This window comes from Streptomyces lancefieldiae (assembly GCF_031845825.1).
Classification (GTDB): domain Bacteria; phylum Actinomycetota; class Actinomycetes; order Streptomycetales; family Streptomycetaceae; genus Streptomyces; species Streptomyces lancefieldiae.
This window is the reverse complement of sequence record NZ_JAVRFH010000015.1, coordinates 53,168-68,096: the sequence shown is the minus strand read 5'-3', so window position 1 is coordinate 68,096 and position 14,929 is coordinate 53,168. Positions and strand designations below refer to the sequence as shown.

General features: G+C 72.4%; 14 protein-coding genes, 1 tRNA gene and 1 pseudogene. 7 read left to right on the top strand and 9 right to left on the bottom strand.

What is annotated here, in order from left to right:
• The first annotated feature begins 10 nt into the window (after positions 1 to 10).
• Positions 11 to 2,767: a phosphoribosyltransferase gene (locus RM812_RS17495; protein ID WP_311573583.1), complete on the top strand. Its 2,757-nt coding sequence runs from the start codon at positions 11 to 13 to the stop codon at positions 2,765 to 2,767.
• Positions 2,767 to 3,579, top strand: a complete 813-nt coding sequence (locus RM812_RS17490) for an HAD family hydrolase (RefSeq protein ID WP_311573504.1) — start codon at positions 2,767 to 2,769, stop codon at positions 3,577 to 3,579. The genes RM812_RS17495 and RM812_RS17490 overlap by 1 nt, the downstream gene beginning before the upstream one ends.
• On the opposite strand, the gene RM812_RS17485 is transcribed toward RM812_RS17490, so the two are convergent.
• Entirely contained in the window at positions 3,497 to 4,327 is an 831-nt protein-coding gene (locus tag RM812_RS17485) for a DedA family protein (RefSeq protein ID WP_311573503.1), read from the bottom strand. The two genes, RM812_RS17490 and RM812_RS17485, sit on opposite strands and share 83 nt — an antisense overlap.
• 132 nt (positions 4,328 to 4,459) lie before the next feature.
• On the opposite strand from RM812_RS17485, the gene RM812_RS17480 reads away from it, so the two are divergent.
• Both RM812_RS17480 and RM812_RS17475 read left to right on the top strand, forming a co-directional pair.
• Entirely contained in the window at positions 4,460 to 5,602 is a 1,143-nt protein-coding gene (locus RM812_RS17480) for a sensor histidine kinase (protein WP_311573502.1), read from the top strand.
• Positions 5,593 to 6,237, top strand: coding sequence for a response regulator transcription factor (locus RM812_RS17475; protein WP_311573501.1), 645 nt, complete (start codon positions 5,593 to 5,595; stop codon positions 6,235 to 6,237). The genes RM812_RS17480 and RM812_RS17475 overlap by 10 nt, the downstream gene beginning before the upstream one ends.
• 141 nt (positions 6,238 to 6,378) lie before the next feature.
• Here the strand turns inward: RM812_RS17475 and RM812_RS17470 are convergent, their stop codons facing one another.
• The 3 genes from RM812_RS17470 to RM812_RS17460 form a co-directional block, all read right to left on the bottom strand.
• Positions 6,379 to 6,597 carry an FmdB family zinc ribbon protein gene (locus RM812_RS17470; RefSeq protein ID WP_164410144.1) on the bottom strand — a complete coding sequence of 73 codons (219 nt, stop codon included), beginning with the start codon at positions 6,595 to 6,597 and terminating at the stop codon, positions 6,379 to 6,381.
• A 92-nt stretch (positions 6,598 to 6,689) separates the two neighbouring features.
• A complete protein-coding gene (locus RM812_RS17465) occupies positions 6,690 to 8,096 on the bottom strand; it encodes a coiled-coil domain-containing protein (protein ID WP_311573500.1) in 1,407 nt (468 codons plus the stop codon).
• Between the two features lie 71 nt (positions 8,097 to 8,167).
• Positions 8,168 to 8,938, bottom strand: coding sequence for a DUF4097 family beta strand repeat-containing protein (locus tag RM812_RS17460; RefSeq protein WP_311573499.1), 771 nt, complete (start codon positions 8,936 to 8,938; stop codon positions 8,168 to 8,170).
• A gap of 224 nt (positions 8,939 to 9,162) precedes the next feature.
• Between RM812_RS17460 and RM812_RS17455 the strand changes: the two genes are divergently transcribed.
• A tRNA-Val gene (locus RM812_RS17455) sits at positions 9,163 to 9,237 on the top strand.
• A 139-nt stretch (positions 9,238 to 9,376) separates the two neighbouring features.
• On the opposite strand, the gene RM812_RS17450 is transcribed toward RM812_RS17455, so the two are convergent.
• Entirely contained in the window at positions 9,377 to 9,733 is a 357-nt protein-coding gene (locus tag RM812_RS17450; RefSeq protein WP_311573498.1) for a hypothetical protein, read from the bottom strand.
• A gap of 232 nt (positions 9,734 to 9,965) precedes the next feature.
• On the opposite strand from RM812_RS17450, the gene RM812_RS17445 reads away from it, so the two are divergent.
• Together RM812_RS17445 and RM812_RS17440 are read left to right on the top strand one after the other, a co-directional pair.
• A complete protein-coding gene (locus RM812_RS17445) occupies positions 9,966 to 10,199 on the top strand; it encodes a DUF2277 domain-containing protein (RefSeq protein ID WP_311573497.1) in 234 nt (77 codons plus the stop codon).
• 34 nt (positions 10,200 to 10,233) lie between these two features.
• A pseudogene (locus RM812_RS17440) lies at positions 10,234 to 10,476 on the top strand (MarR family transcriptional regulator); the annotation flags it as partial.
• An 81-nt stretch (positions 10,477 to 10,557) separates the two neighbouring features.
• Here RM812_RS17440 and RM812_RS17435 read toward each other — a convergent pair.
• The 4 genes from RM812_RS17435 to RM812_RS17420 all read right to left on the bottom strand — a co-directional run bounded on the left by RM812_RS17435 (position 10,558) and on the right by RM812_RS17420 (position 14,466).
• The gene (locus tag RM812_RS17435) at positions 10,558 to 11,196 is read right to left on the bottom strand and encodes a DedA family protein (RefSeq protein ID WP_311573496.1); all 639 of its coding nucleotides are present in this window, start codon (positions 11,194 to 11,196) and stop codon (positions 10,558 to 10,560) included.
• Positions 11,197 to 11,412: 216 nt separating this feature from the next.
• Positions 11,413 to 11,868, bottom strand: coding sequence for a DoxX family protein (locus RM812_RS17430; RefSeq protein ID WP_311573495.1), 456 nt, complete (start codon positions 11,866 to 11,868; stop codon positions 11,413 to 11,415).
• Positions 11,869 to 12,098: 230 nt separating this feature from the next.
• Positions 12,099 to 13,733 carry an alkaline phosphatase D family protein gene (locus tag RM812_RS17425; RefSeq protein WP_311573494.1) on the bottom strand — a complete coding sequence of 545 codons (1,635 nt, stop codon included), beginning with the start codon at positions 13,731 to 13,733 and terminating at the stop codon, positions 12,099 to 12,101.
• Positions 13,734 to 13,821: 88 nt separating this feature from the next.
• Entirely contained in the window at positions 13,822 to 14,466 is a 645-nt protein-coding gene (locus RM812_RS17420; protein ID WP_311573493.1) for an HNH endonuclease family protein, read from the bottom strand.
• Positions 14,467 to 14,929 lie beyond the last annotated feature (463 nt).

Here is a 14,929-nt window from a genome sequence, read left to right as displayed (position 1 = left end):
GCACGAGTACATGACCGAGAGGGAGCGCGCCGAGGGGCGCGCCGGAATCTGGTCCGGCAGCTGGGTCGCCGAGCGGCTCGGTGTCGAACTCGTCGGTGACGACACGCTGACCGGCCTGCTGGGACTCGCCCTGCGCCGCAACCCCAAGCGGGCGCACCTGCTCGTCTCGAACGTGCTCGGCAAGCACGTCCCGCAGTCGCCCTCCGTCGTGTACGGCCACGGCGTCGCCCTCGGCCGGCGCGTCCGCGACCTGCTGGGCGCCGAGGCGGCCGGGGACGCGGTCGTCCTCGGCTACGCGGAGACCGCCACCGGCCTCGGCCACTCGGTCGCCGACGGCCTGGGCCCCGCCCCCTACCTGCACTCCACCCGCCGCCCCGTCACCGGGGTCGCCCGGGCGGGCGGCTTCGAGGAGTCCCACTCGCACGCGACGTCCCACCTCCTGCTGCCCGAGGACCCGGCACTGCTGGCCGGCGAGGGGCCGCTGGTCCTCGTCGACGACGAGTTCTCCACGGGCAACACGGTGCTCAACACCGTCCGCGCCCTGCACGAGCGCTTTCCCCGCAAGCGGTACGTCGTGGTGGCCCTGGTCGACATGCGCTCGCCCGCCGACGCCGGCCGGCTGGACGACTTCGCCCGGGAGATCGGCGCCCGCGTGGACCTGGTGACGGCCGCCTCGGGCACGGTCCGGCTGCCGGAGGGCGTGCTGGAGAAGGGGCAGGCACTGGTCGCCCAGTACGAGGCGCACGCCGCTGAGCCGACCCGGGAGGGCACGATCGCGGGTGCGGGTGCGGGTGCGGGTGCGGGCCTCGGCGCCGGTAACGGCGTCGGCGTCGGCGTCGGTGCCCACGGCTCCGGGGACGCGGCGGCCGGGCCCGCAGGAGGCACGGAGAGTGCCACCGCCGGGCCGGGAACCGGCCACGCGCCCGCCCCCGAAGATGCCGCCGCCGGTGTCACCGAGCCCGCGCCGGACCGCCCGGGAGCGCTCGCGCAGGGCGCCGTCGGCCCCGGTGCTCCCGTCCCGTCTCCCTCCGGCTCCGTCGCGCGCGTCGCCTTGGGCTGGCCCGCCGGGGTGCCCGACGGCGGACGGCACGGGTTCACGGCCGCCCAGCGGGAGCGGTTGGAGGGTGCCCTGCCCGGCATGGCCGGGCGGATCGCCGCGGCGCTGCCCACGGGCGCCCGCCGGGTGCTCGTCCTCGGCTTCGAGGAGCTGATGTACGCCCCGCTGCGCCTGGCCGACGCACTCGAGCGGATCGTCGACGCCGACGTGCGCTACTCCACCACCACCCGTTCTCCCGTCCTCGCGGTCGACGACCCCGGCTACGCGATACGCACCCGCCTGGTCTTCCCCGCGCACGACGACCCGGCCGACGGCCCCGGCGAGCGCTACGCCTACAACGTCGCCGGCGCCGGCTTCGACGCCGTCGTCGCCGTCGTCGACTCGGCCGCCGACACCCCCGCGCTGCACGCGCCCGACGGACTGCTGGCCCGGCTCGCCGCCCATACCCCGCACGTCCTGCTCGCGGTCGTCCCGTCGTACATTCCGCACGCACCGCACGCACCGCACGCACCGCACGCACCGCACGCACCGCACGCCCCCGAAAGGCCCTCCATGCTGCCCGAGCCCCTGCGCGGCCCCGACTTCTCCTCGTACGCGCCCGACGAGGTCGGCTGGCTGCTCCAGGATCTCTCGGACGTGACGCTGGAGGCACCGACCGAGGAACGCGAGGAAGCGATCCAGAGCGGCGGGGCGCACTACGCCGAGTCGCTGCCGGTCGAGTACCAGCCCAGCGAGCAGTACCAGGAGCTTTTCCACGCCGCGCTGAAGACGTCCGCGACCCGGCTGGCGCGCGCCGTCGGCGCCGTCACCGAGATCGTGCTCACCGAACGGTCGCCCCGGCCGGTCCTGGTCTCCCTCGCCCGCGCGGGCACACCCGTCGGCATCCTGATGCGCCGCTGGGCGCGGTTCCGTCATGGCCTCGACCTCCCTCACTACGCCGTGTCGATCGTCCGGGGCCGCGGCATAGACGCCAACGCCCTGCGCTGGCTCGCCGCCCACCACGACCCCGCCGACGTCGTCTTCGTCGACGGCTGGACCGGCAAGGGCGCCATCACCCGCGAACTCGCCGCCGCCCTGCACGAGTTCGAGAACTCCGACGGCGTCACCGGCTTCGACCCGGAGATCGCCGTACTGGCCGACCCCGGCTCCTGCGTACGCACCTACGGCACCCGCGACGACTTCCTCATCCCCTCCGCCTGCCTCAACTCCACCGTCTCCGGCCTGATATCACGCACCGTGCTCCGCGCCGACCTGGTCGGCCCGCACGACTTCCACGGCGCGAAGTTCTACCGCGAACTCGCCGGCGCCGACCTCTCCCCGGCCTTCCTCGACGCCGTCTCCGCCCGCTTCCCGGACGTCACCGACACGGTCGACGCCCAGACCAAGGAACTCCTGGCCGCCGACCGCACCCCCACCTGGGAGGGCTGGGCCGCCGTCGAGCGCATCAGCGAGGAGTACGGCATCCACGACGTGAACCTCGTCAAGCCCGGTGTCGGCGAGACCACCCGCGTGATGCTGCGCCGCGTCCCGTGGAAGGTGCTGGCCCGGGCCGGCGCGGGCGCCGACCTGGACCACGTACGCCTGCTGGCCGAACAGCGGGGCGTACCCGTGGAGGAGGTCGCGGACCTTCCCTACACCTGCGTCGGGCTGATCCACCCCAAGTTCACCCGGGGCGCGACCGGCGCCGACGGCAAGGCGGTGGCGCTCTGATGCCGGTGCTCGTCGCGAGCGACCTCGACCGCACGCTCATCTACTCCGCCGCCGCGCTGGGGCTGACCATGCCCGACCTGCGGGCGCCCCGGCTGCTGTGCGTGGAGGTCTACGAGAGCAAACCCCTCTCCTACATGACCGAGACGGCAGCCGGGCTGCTGACCGACCTCGGCGACTCGGCGGTCTTCGTACCGACCACGACCCGAACCCGTAAGCAGTACCAGCGCATCAACCTCCCCGGACCGTCCTCGAAGTACGCGATCTGCGCCAACGGCGGCCACCTGCTGGTGGACGGCGTCTCCGACCCCGACTGGCACGCGCGGGTGACCGCGCGACTGGCTGACGAGTGCGCCTCGCTGGCCGAGGTCCGCGACCACCTGATGAAGACCGCCGACCCGCTGTGGGTGCGCAAGCACCGGGTCGCCGAGGACCTCTTCGCCTACCTCGTCGTCGAGCGCGAACTGCTGCCCGAGGACTGGGTGAAGGAACTCGCCGTATGGGCCGAGAACCGCGGCTGGACCGTGTCCCTGCAGGGCCGCAAGATCTACGCCGTTCCCAAGCCGCTCACCAAGAGCGCCGCCGTGTACGAGGTCGCCCGCCGCACCGGCGCCGATCTCACCCTCGCCGCCGGTGACTCCCTCCTCGACGCCGACCTCCTGCTCGCCGCCGACCGGGGCTGGCGCCCCGGCCACGGCGAGCTGGCCGACTCGGGCTGGACGGCTCCGGCGATCAGTGCCTTGCCCGAGCGCGGCGTGCTGGCCGGTGAGCGGATCCTGCGGGAGTTTCTGCGCGTGGCGAGTCCGGCCGGCTGACTCCGCCGTCAGGGCCCCCGGCGCCGCCCGCGGTGCCGGGGTGATCGTCGTCATCGGCCGGGGTCCGTATCTCCTGCGCGCGGCTGCGTCCGCGGTCGCGCCTGCGCCGGCCGGCCCCCCGCCGCAGCAGACGCATGCCGACGAAGACCAGCAGCGCCAGGGCGGCCATCGCGAGGATCACCTTCGAGTAGGTGGAGGCGATGCCCGAGACCTCCGACCAGTTGTCGCCCAGCGCGTATCCCGCGAGCACGAACACGGTGTTCCAGATCGCGCTGCCCAGCGTGGTCAGGGCGAGGAACACGGGCAGCCGCATCCGCTCCACGCCCGCCGGCACGGAGATCAGGCTGCGGAAGATGGGGATCATCCGGCCGAAGAACACCGCCTTGGTCCCGTGCTTCAGGAACCACGCCTCCGTCTTCTCTATGTCGGACACCTTCACCAGCGGCAGCTTCCCCGCTATCGCCACCGTCCGGTCCCGGCCGAGCAGTGCTCCCACCCCGTACAGCGCGAGCGCGCCGACCACCGAACCCGCCGTTGTCCAGAGAAGGACGGCGATCAGGTTCATCCGGCCGGAACTCGCCGCGAATCCGGCGAGCGGCAGGATCACTTCGCTCGGCAGGGGAGGGAAGAGGTTCTCCAGAGCTATGGCCAGGCCGGCGCCCGGTGCGCCGAGCGTGTCCATCAGGTCGTTGATCCACTGCGGTGCCGCACCGCTGTCCGCGGCCGTCTGCGCTGCGATGGCTGTCATGTCGACCACGCTAGAAAATCGGAGCTGAAGGGACCCTGAGGAAGACCGCAAGATCGAATGCGGTGTACCGCAGGCGGGAATTGCGGTTTTCCGCAGTGTGTGCCGCCGTCGCGCCCGGCTAGCCTCACGATCATGCGAGACATGGCGCGACGCGTAGTGCGGTGCGGGGTGGGCCTCATCATGGGGACCGCCGCAGCCGCCGTCGAGCTGCTCTTCGCCCTGCTGGCCGGCGCGGCACTGCTGCCCGTGGCGGCCTGGCCGACCGGCCGCCGTGCCGTACTGCGCCCGGTCCTCGCGGGCGCGCGAAGACTGGCGGAGCTGGAGCGTGCCCGGTTGGCGATGTGGCTCGATCTCCGTGTCACGCCCGCGTACGAGGACGTGCGGGCGCTGCGGTACGTGGCCTGCCACGGGGCCCTGGGCGTCTTGGGCGGGGTGGTGATGCTGACCGCCGCGATCGGCCTCGGGTACGGCACCTTCGGGATATACGGCTGGCTCCTGCTGGACGGCATACGTGACCCCGGTTCGTTCGTCCTCGGCAGTCTGGGCGGATTCTTCCTCGTGTTCCTCGCCGTGCAGGGAATATTCGGCGTGGTCGGACTGGAGGGGCAGTTGGCCCGTCACTTTCTCGGCCCTCGCCACCAGGAGGAGCTGGAGCGGCGGATCGCCGAGCTGTCCGCAAGCCGCGCCGCCGTGGTCGACGCGGTGAACGACGAACGGCGCCGCATCGAGCGGGACCTGCACGACGGCGTGCAGCAGCGGCTTGTCGCCCTCGGCATGCTGCTCGGCCGCGCCCGGCGCAGCCAGGACGCCGACCGCCGGGACCGGCTGCTGGGCCAGGCCCACGACGAGAGCCGTCGCGCCCTGGACGAACTGCGCGAGGTGGCCTGGCGGATCTATCCGACCACGTTGGACGAGGCGGGGCTGCGTGCGGCCCTGGAGACGGTTGCCGAGCGGGCGTCCGTGCCGGTGGGAGTGGAGTACAACCTCGCCGAGGAGCCCGAGCAGGCCGTCGCGACCGTCGCGTACTTCGTCGTCTGCGAGGCGGTCACGAACGCGGTCAAGCACGCGGCGCCGACCCGGATAAGCGTCGCCGTCAGAGCGGAGGAGAAAAGGATGTACGTGAGCGTCCAGGACGACGGCTGCGGCGGGGCGAACGCCGCCGGCAGCGGACTGTTCGGGCTCGCCAGGCGCGTCGCCGCGCTCGACGGCAGCCTCAGTGTGGTCAGCCCGCCGGGCGGACCCACCCTCGTGGCCGCGGAGCTGCCATGCGGCTGATCCTCGCCGAGGACTCGACCCTGCTGCGGGAAGGGCTTGTACGGCTGCTGGCGGAGGAGGGGCACGAGGTGCTCGCGGCGGTCGGCAATGCCGAGCTGCTGCTGAAGGCGGTCGCCGAGGAGCCGCCGGACGTGGTCGTCGCCGACGTCCGGATGCCGCCCACACACACGGACGAGGGCCTGCGCGCCGCTCTGGAGATACGGGAACGCTGGCCGGCGGTCGGGGTGCTGGTGCTCTCGCAGTACGTGGAGAAGCGGTACACGACGGAGCTGCTGACCGGGGAGACGGAAGGAGTGGGGTATCTGCTCAAGGACCGGGTGGTCCAGATCGACGAGTTCCTGGACGCGCTGGAGCGGGTGGCCGCCGGACGTGCCGCCTTCGACCCGGAGGTCGTCCGCCAGCTGCTCGGCCGTACGACACACACCGACCTGATCGCCCGGCTCACCGTGCGGGAACGGGACGTGCTGGCCGAGATGGCGCAGGGGCACACCAACGCGGCGATCGCGCGGCGGCTGCACATCTCGCAGAGCGCGGTGGAGAAACACACCAACGCGATCTTCGACAAGCTGGAGCTGACGGGAGGCGAAGGCTATTCACGCAGAGTGCTGGCGGTGCTCCGCTATCTGGGCAGCTGAACGGGCTCATGGGAGCCGAGAGGGAGCTGATGGGAGCTGAGAGGGGCTGAACGAAGGCGCCTGGCCGACGGCAGGGGAGGAGAGCCGCTGCAAGGCCGAGGCCCCGGCGCCGCCGCACCGGGAAGCACGGCCTCGGCCCGATCAGCCGCAGCAGCCTCCGCCGCAGCAGCCGCCTCCGCCACCCGACGAGGGCGCCGGTGCAGACGCGGAGGCCGAGCCGCCGACCGCGACCGTCGACAGCAGCTTCACCGTGTCGTCGTGGCCCGCCGGGCAGGCGGCGGGAGCGGAGGACTCGGCCATGGGACGGCTCAGTTCGAAGGTGTCGCCGCAGCTCCGGCAGCGGTACTCGTAGCGAGGCATGCGCACAGGTTAACCGGCCCCGGCCGGGCTGTTCGTGCCGACGGCGGAAACCCGGTCGGCGAAATACCCGGTCACCGGCAACCGCTCGGTGATCAGTGACCGGCCCCGCGCTCCTCCCGGATCCGGGTGACCACGTCGGCGACCGTCTGCCGGACCGCTTCCGTCTCCGTCAGGAAGTGCCAGTAGTCGGGGTGCCGGCCCTCCAGCGTGGTGATCGCCCGGTCCAGCCGGGCCACGGCGTCGTCCAGTGGGCGCGCGTGCCGCGGGTCGGGTGTGTTGCGGCCCGCCATGGCCAGGCGCTGGGCGTCGCGGATCGCGAAGCGGGTGCGCTCGATCTCCTGCTGAGGGTCCTTCTGCACGGCGTTCAGCCGGTGCAGCCGGTCGCCGGCGGCCGAGACGGCCTCGTCGGTGGTGTTCAGCAGTGCCCGGACCGTCGACAGCAGGGCGGTGGCGTCGGGCCAGCGCTGTTCGTCGCGGGCGGTCTGCGCCTCGGTCAGCTTCCGCTCGGCCTGCCGGACCGACTCGGCGGCCTGCTCCGGCACCTGCTGGAGATCCTGCCAGCAGGCGGCCGTGAACCGCCGCCGCAGCTCGCTCAGCACCGGATCGACCTGCGCGGTACGGGTGGTCAGGGCCTGCGCGCGGGTGCGCAGGGAGACCAGCCGGTGGCCGATCTCGGCGGCGCGTTCCGGCAGCCGTTCGGCCTCGGCACGGACCGATTCGGCCTCGCGGGTGACCCGTTCGGCCCGCTCCAGGGTCTGGGGCACGCCGTGCTGTCCGGCGCCCTGGTTCAGCCGGGTCAGTTCCGGGCCGAGAGTGGCGAGCCGGGCGGCGAGGTCGTCCGCCTTCAGCCCGGTCCCCCGTGCGACGTCCAGGGCGTTGGAGGCGGCGAGCAGGGTCTGCCGGGCGCGTTCCACGGCGGGCGCCAGCCGGGCCAGCTGGGTCTCGGCCTTGCCGAGCAGGGGGCCGAGACCTTCGGCGAAGCGGTCCAGTTCCTGCTTGACCCGGCCCAGCTCGTTCTTGGCGGCGGTCAGTTCGGTGCGGGCCCGGGAGGCGACCGTCGCCTCCAGGTCGTCCCGGTCCAGGTCATGGGCGTCGACGGCGCCGATGTACTGGTGGCTGACCTCGTCGATGCGCCGGCCGAGCGCCTCGAAGTCGGTGACCGCGCGCCGGGCGGCGGGGGAGGAGTCGACGGCCGCGATCGTCTCGATCGAGATCCGCAGATCCCGCTGAGCGGTGTCCAGCTCGTAGAAGGCGGCCGCCGCGTCGTCCTTCGCGGCCTGTGCTTCCGCCCGCTGGCTCTCGGCCCGCCCGCCGAACCAGCGCCGGGTACCGCCCCCGGCGAACGCGGCGGGCAGCACGAGCACGGCCAGCAGCGGCAGCCCCACGAGGGTGAGCGTGTCACGGACTGCACCGGGCGGGCGGCGGCGGTGGGACCGGTGCGCAAGGCGCTGCGCGCGCGGCACCATCGGCGAGTACGGCTTCGATGGTGTCGCCGTCACATCCCTCTCCCGTGTCGTCCGTCCTGCCCGGGTTCATTCTCCCACCCGTAAGGGACGAACACACGGGCTGGTCAGTTCGCGGTTCGGACCGTGACTTTGCCGTCACCGGTCCGGGCGTTGACCACATGCGCGCTGGTGTCGTTACGCGGTACCGACACGTCGACCCCGCCGTCACCGGTCTCGGTCGACACCTTGTACGTGGCCCGAGGCAGTGTGATCGTCACGGAGCCGTCACCGCTGCGGGATTCGACCAGGTCGGGGACGGTGCGGAGTTCGAGCTGGACCGAGCCGTCGTTGGTGTGCGCGCTCACCCGGCGCGAGGAGACCTCCGCGCGGACGGACCCGTCGCCGGTGCGCAGCTCCAGCGGCCCGGTGGAGTCGGTGACGCGCACGGACCCGTCGCCGGTGCGGATGTTCAGGGCGTCCCGGAATCCCCGCGCCTGTACGCTGCCGTCGCTGTCCTTCACCTTGACGGCGATGCCCCGGGGCACCTCGATACGGTGTTTGGCCGCGCAGTCGGCGACGACGCCGGAGCAGTGCATGCGCAGCACCAGCCGGTCGTCCTCCATCTTCCAGGTCACCTCGGGCTCCGAGCCGACGACGACCGACCCCTTGAACCAGCGGGTGACCTCGACCTTGCCCGACGTGTGCTCGTCCGCGGCGACGATTTCCAGCGCCGAGTCGTCGGAGTCGATGGTGAGGGTGCGGCCCTGCAGGGCGAAGGACCGGTGCTCGGGGTCCTTGTCCTCCTCGGCGGAGGAGCAGGCGCTGAGTCCCGTGACGAGGACGGCGACGGCGCCGATGGCGGCGAACGCGCGGGCGGGAACGGTACGGGCGGCCATGGAGATCTCCCCCTGGAACGGACGACGAGGTGCCCGCGTGGGAGGCCCTTCCGGTGCGTAAGGGCCCTTGTCGACGAGGCTCTTCGACCGTACGGAGCCGCGGCCCGCGCGGGGATCCGGGCCACTACCGGATCGAAGGTGGGGTTAACCCCCGGCCCGGGGCACTGCCAGGTAACGCGTTTGCCGGGCAGTGCCCCGGGCCATGTAGGCTGTCCACTCGTGCTGGGTGCGTAGCTCAGGGGTAGAGCGCCTGCCTTACAAGCAGGATGTCGGCGGTTCGAAACCGTCCGCGCCCACCAGGACCGACGCCGTCGGCGTCGATGCGAGAGGCCCCCGGAGACCTTCCGGGGGCCTCTTGTGTGCGGTCGTTCGTGATCTCCCGAGGGTTTGGTGATCTCCTGAGGGTGAGGTCCCTGAGAGGTCCCGAGCCGGCGTCCCTCAGGCGTCCTCGGGCGAGGTCTCCCGGGCCGGGGCCTCATGGGCGCGTTTCAGCTCCGAGCGGGCGTTCACCTGGTCGGGGCCGGTTATCTGCGACCAGTAGCGATGGGTGCTGACGAACACGGCGAGCTCGCGCTCGCGCTGCCGGAGCTTCTCCACCTCGGCCTGTTCGTCCGCCGACCAGCCGGGCGAGGCGGGGCGCTCGACCATGCGCCAGCCGTTGTCGTCGCTGAATCCGTCGAGCGGTTCGACAGACCACGGAAGCCTCTTCAGCAGGGCCGACAGCTCGGCCCGGACCTGATGCAGTTCCTCCTGACCGGCGAGCAGATCGCTGGGAAAATCATAGGTCGTAGCCACGTTTCAATGATACGCCTGTTCGATTTTGAGGCGCGCGTTCCCTCAGTGGTTCATGCGAAAGAGTGACTCCGCCACCAGGGCCGACTGTCAGACCCCTGCCCTACCGTGAAGAACATGGAGGACGTGGACGTGCGGGCCGGTGAGGACGGGGAGCGGCTGTGCCCGGCACCTGGGGAGCAGCCGTGGATCCGAAGCGGATCTGAAGTGGACCTGAAGAGGGGAGACTGACGTCATGTGCCGCAGCATCAAGACACTGCGTCCACCGGTGCTGGCCGAGGAGGCCACCGAGGACGAGATCAGGGCCGCCGCCCTGCAGTACGTGCGCAAGGTGTCCGGGTTCCGCGCGCCCGCCGCGCACAACCGGGAGGTCTTCGAACAGGCCGTGGAGACCGTCGCCGGAGCCACGGCCGAACTGCTGGCCGGCCTGGAGGTACGGGGAGGCGTCGGCGCGCGCCGGGCCTCGTGACACGCTGACGCCCGTGCCGTCGTGACCGACCACGCAGGCGGGCACGCCCAAGATGATGGCCCGGGTGCCGGTCTGTCTCTGCACCACCGACGCGGGCAGCCTCACCGCGTCCGAACTCGTCCAGCGCCTCCAGGTCGGCCCGGCGTCGATCTCCGAGGCGATCGCGTTCCTCGAGAGCCAGGGCCTCGTCCGCCGGGAACGCGACGAACGCCGCCGCGATCGCTACGTCGTCGACGACGACGTCTGGTACCAGTCGATGGTCGCCGGAGCCCGGTCCCAGGACCTCGCGGCCCTGCTCCGCGGCGTGTGCATGCCCTCAGAGGCCCGGGGCTCTGCCCGCGCGCCGCGAAGCCCGCCCCTATGAGGCCTCGGTCGTCCGAGGCTGGCGGCGCATCAGGAACGCCGCCACCGTCCCCGCGCCGAACAGCGCCACCAGTGACACCGCCGCCGCCAGCCAGGACGCGCCCAGCCACTGGCCGCCGAAGTAGCCGAGGGCGACGCTGTAGGCGGCCCAGGCCAGTCCGGCCAGGGCGGACCAGGGAAGGAACTCGCGGATCCGGCGGTGGGCGGCGCCGGCGACGAGCGAGACGACCGAGCGGCCGGCCGGGGCGAAACGGGCCAGTACGACGAGGGCGCCGCCGCCACGCGCCAGGGCTCCGCCGAGACGTTCCTGCGCCGTGGTCAGCCGGCGGGACCGGGCGATCGCGCGGTCCAGGCGCGGCCCACCGCGCCAGGCGAGGCGGTAGACCAGCAGGTCACCGAGGACGGAGGCGGTCGCCGCGCACAGCGTCAGCACCAGGATGTCGGGGACGTCCTGCGGGACCCGCCCGGCAGCCGCCGCGCCCGAACCCGCGGCCGCCGCCGTGGCGGCCGTGATCACCAGGACACCGCTCGGGAGCACCGGCAGGAAGATGTCGAGGAGCACCGAGACGGCCACCAGCACATAGATCCATGGGCTGCTGACCAGCGAACCGATACTCCCGAGACTCTCGACCACCACAACTCCCCGTTACTCCCCCGTGGGCCGGGCCATGCCGCGAGACGCGGGGACGGCAGGAGCGGCCGATGACAGCCATAGAGCCTACGCCGGGGGTGTGACAGAGGGTTCACAGGGGGCTCGAGCGGTCATCACGCGGTGTTCACCCGGACAGCCGTGCACCTCCGCCAAGGGGCCGCAGGGACCGACGGGGGGAGGGGCACGGCTGTGTTCGGATCAGGCCGCGACCGGCGTCTGCCGCTCCGCGGCGGTCTTCTCCTGCTCGGACGAGCGCCGGGCGAAGAACCGGTCCAGACCGAAGGCGCCGGAGCCGGTGAAGGCCAGCAGCAGGAAGGCCCAGCAGAACATCGCGGAGGCCTCGCCGCCGTTCTCCATCGGCCACAGGGCGTCCGGCTGGTGGACCTTGAAGTACGCGTAGGCCATGGAGCCGGAGGAGATGACGGCGGCGGCGCGGGTGCCGAGGCCCAGCAGGACGAGGCTGCCGCCGACCAGTTGGATCACGGCCGCGTACCAGCCCGGCCAGGTGCCCGCCTCGATCGTGCCGCCGGTGCCGGAAGCGCCGCCGAGGACGCCGAAGAGGGAGGCGGCACCGTGGCAGGCGAAGAGCAGGCCGACGACTATGCGGAACAGGCCGAGGGCGTAGGGCTGGGCGCTGTTGAGGCGTTCGGACATGTGGGGGGTGCTCCTTCGGTCGGGCCGGCCGGCGGGGCCGGTGGGGGACGGGAACCGAGTGGGGTGCCCACGTTAGGTGAGCCTAACGAGTACTTGCAAGTTCAACATTTGGCCATGGCTTGGCGCGTGGTCACCCGCCCGCTGTGGCGGCTCTTGCAGGTGGGAGCGCTCCCATGGCCGGGCCGAAGCCCACTGGTGTGACTCAATTCATACTCGGCCTCGTCGGCCTCTTACGCCAGCTCCCGGTCCGTGATCGTCCGCAGTACGGTCGTCCCGTCGCGCTCCGCCCGCGTCTGCTCCAGACGCAGCCGGGCCGAGCGCCCCCGCAGGGTCAGCGTCATGATCTGGTTGCCGAACCAGGGGCCTCCGGTCTTGCGCCAGCGGACCGCCGGTGGCGCACAGCGTCCGTGCCGTGCGATGCGCCGCCCGAGGGCACGCGCGGGGGCGCTCCAGCCGAAGCGGAAGCCGAGGCGGATCGAGAGCGGTACCGAGTTGTGGACGGGGGAACAGGTCAGCTGCGCCACCCGGGCGTCGGGCGCGCGGCCCGGCCAGGTCGGTTCGGCCACGTAGGCGTGGTGGACGTCGCCCGACAGCACACTCACCGTCGCGGGCGCCCCGGGCCCCGCGGCGACCTCGGCGATCAGTTCGGCGAGGGCGTCGAAGGAGGACGGGAAGGCGGACCAGTGCTCCAGGTCGGCCCCGCGCCTTATCCTCTCCCCGAGCCGGGCCCAGCGCGCGCCCCGTTCGCCGCCGCACAACGAGGCGTTCCACACCTCCACGTCGTGCACCAGGTGGGGCAGGAGCCAGGGCAGTGAGGTGCCGATGAGCAGGTGGTCGTAGGAGTCCCGCCCCTCCAGGACCTGCTCGCGCAGCCAGGCGGCCTCGCCCGGGTCGAGCATCGTACGGCGGCCCTCGTCCAGCACGCGGGCCGCGCGGGAGTCCACCATCAGCAGCCGTACGCGGCCGAAGTCACGCCGGTAGCTCCAGCGGACGGCGGCCGGATCGGCGTCGGCCCGCGCGGCGAACTCACGCAGCGCGTCGGTGCCGTCGGGGCTCTCGCGGACGGCGGCGTGGAGGGGGTCGGTGGCCAGTTCGTCCGGGGAGAGGTTGCCCAGCTGCTGGTACACCCAGTAGGACATCAGCCCGCTCAGCAGCCGCTCCTGCCACCAGGGCGTGGCCCGCATGTCGGCGAGCCACGCGGCGGAGGTGTTCCAGTCGTCGATGACGTCGTGGTCGTCGAAGATCATGCAGCTGGGCACGGTGGACAGCAGCCACCGCACCTCGGGGTCGAGCCACGACTCGTAGTAGAGGCGGGTGTACTCCTCGTAGTCCGCGACCTGGTCGCCCGGAGGCTCCTTCGGGTCGCGGCGGCCGGCGAGCCACTGGCGCGTGGCGTCGGAGACCTCGTCGGCGTACACCTGGTCACCGAGCAGGAGCAGCACGTCGGGGCGCGCGCTGCGCGGGTCGGCCGCGATGCGGGCGGAGAGGGCGTCCAGCGCGTCCGGGCCCACCGGGTCCTTCCCACCGGCGGGCGGCGCGGACCAGCGGCAGGAGCCGAAGGCGACGCGTATGCCCGCGCCCGCCGAGGGTGTGACGATCACCGAGGGCGGGAAGCGCGAGTCGGGCGGCGGCCACACGCGGGCGCCGTCGAGGAGCACCTCGTACTCCGTCGTGGTGCCGGGTGTCAGGCCGCTCACCGGGACCAGGGCGTAGTGGTGGCCCGCGACCTGGAAGGTGCGGGTCGTGCCGTGGCTGCCGTCGGCGCAGCGCACCTCGGCCGTGCAGGGCCGGTCGGTCTCGACCCAGACGGTCGCGCAGGAGCCGTCGGTGTACCTCAGCAGTGGTCCCAGGCGCAGTCCGGCCATGGCCATCCCCTCCTCCGTCGCCCCGTACGGTACGGAACGACGGAGGCCGGCGGGGAGGCTCCGCGCCGAACGCGTGGTGGGCGGGGCCTCAGCAGCTAGCGAGGTGGTTCTGCAGAGCCGACTTCTCGGCGGAGTCGACCGAGAGGCCGTAGTAGTACTTCACCTGGACCCAGGCGCGGACGTACGTGCAGCGGTAGGCGGTGCGCGAGGGCATCCAGGTGGCCGGGTCCTGGTCGCCCTTGGCCTGGTTGACGTTGTCGGTGACCGCGAGGAGCTGGGGGCGGGTCAGGTCGTTGGCGAAGGCCTGGCGCCGGGAGGTCGTCCAGGAGCCGGCGCCGGAGTCCCAGGCCTCGGCGAGCGGGACGAGGTGGTCGATGTCGACGTCGGAGGCCGCGGACCAGGTGGCGCCGTCGTAGGGGGAGTACCAGCTGCCGCTGGTGGCGGCGCAGGAGGAGTCGGTGACGACGCCGGAGCCGTCGCGCTTGAGGACGGTCTCGCGGGTGTTGCAGGAGCCGGACTGCGTGATCCAGTGCGGGAAGAGGTCGCGGTCGTAGCCGGTGCGGTTCTCGGTGGCCACGGTGAGGGAGGCGAGGTAGGTGCGGGCGGTGGTGGCACTGACCGGGGTGGGGAGGGCGGCGGAGGCGGCCGGGCCGTTGAGGAGCCCGGCGGAGGCTATGAGCCCGGTGAACGCGGCGAGGAAACCGAGTCGTCGACGCGCGTAGAACTTCGGCATGCGAACTCCCTTTGGGTGCGGGGGCGTTGGAGTGCGGGCAGGGGAATGCTCGCGACGCCGCATGGCGTACAGGTGTGCGGTCGGTAAGAAGTTAGTGACGTGTGCATGGCACGTCTATGGGTATGACAGGACTCGCGCCGGGAAGCGGTGCCGGCTTGCGGCGGGGTGCGGTGCCGGCTTGAGGTGGGGCACGCCGGTGTCGGCTTGGGATGGGGCGCGGTGCCGGCTCGGGGTGGGGCGTCGTGTCGGCTGGGGCGGGACTTTCGCCCCTCGGGGGCGCTCCCGGGCTCGCGTACCATGGATGACGCAGAAGGGGAGTAGCTCTTCGCCGGACCGTCGACATACTGCTCAGCCCGTTTGAGCCGGCGCCCGGAGGCGGACCTCGTTCACGGGGTCGGCCAGCGAGACCTTCGGCAAGCAGTGCACGCCCGTGCCGTTCGGCGGGGGCGACCGTGTGCTGCCG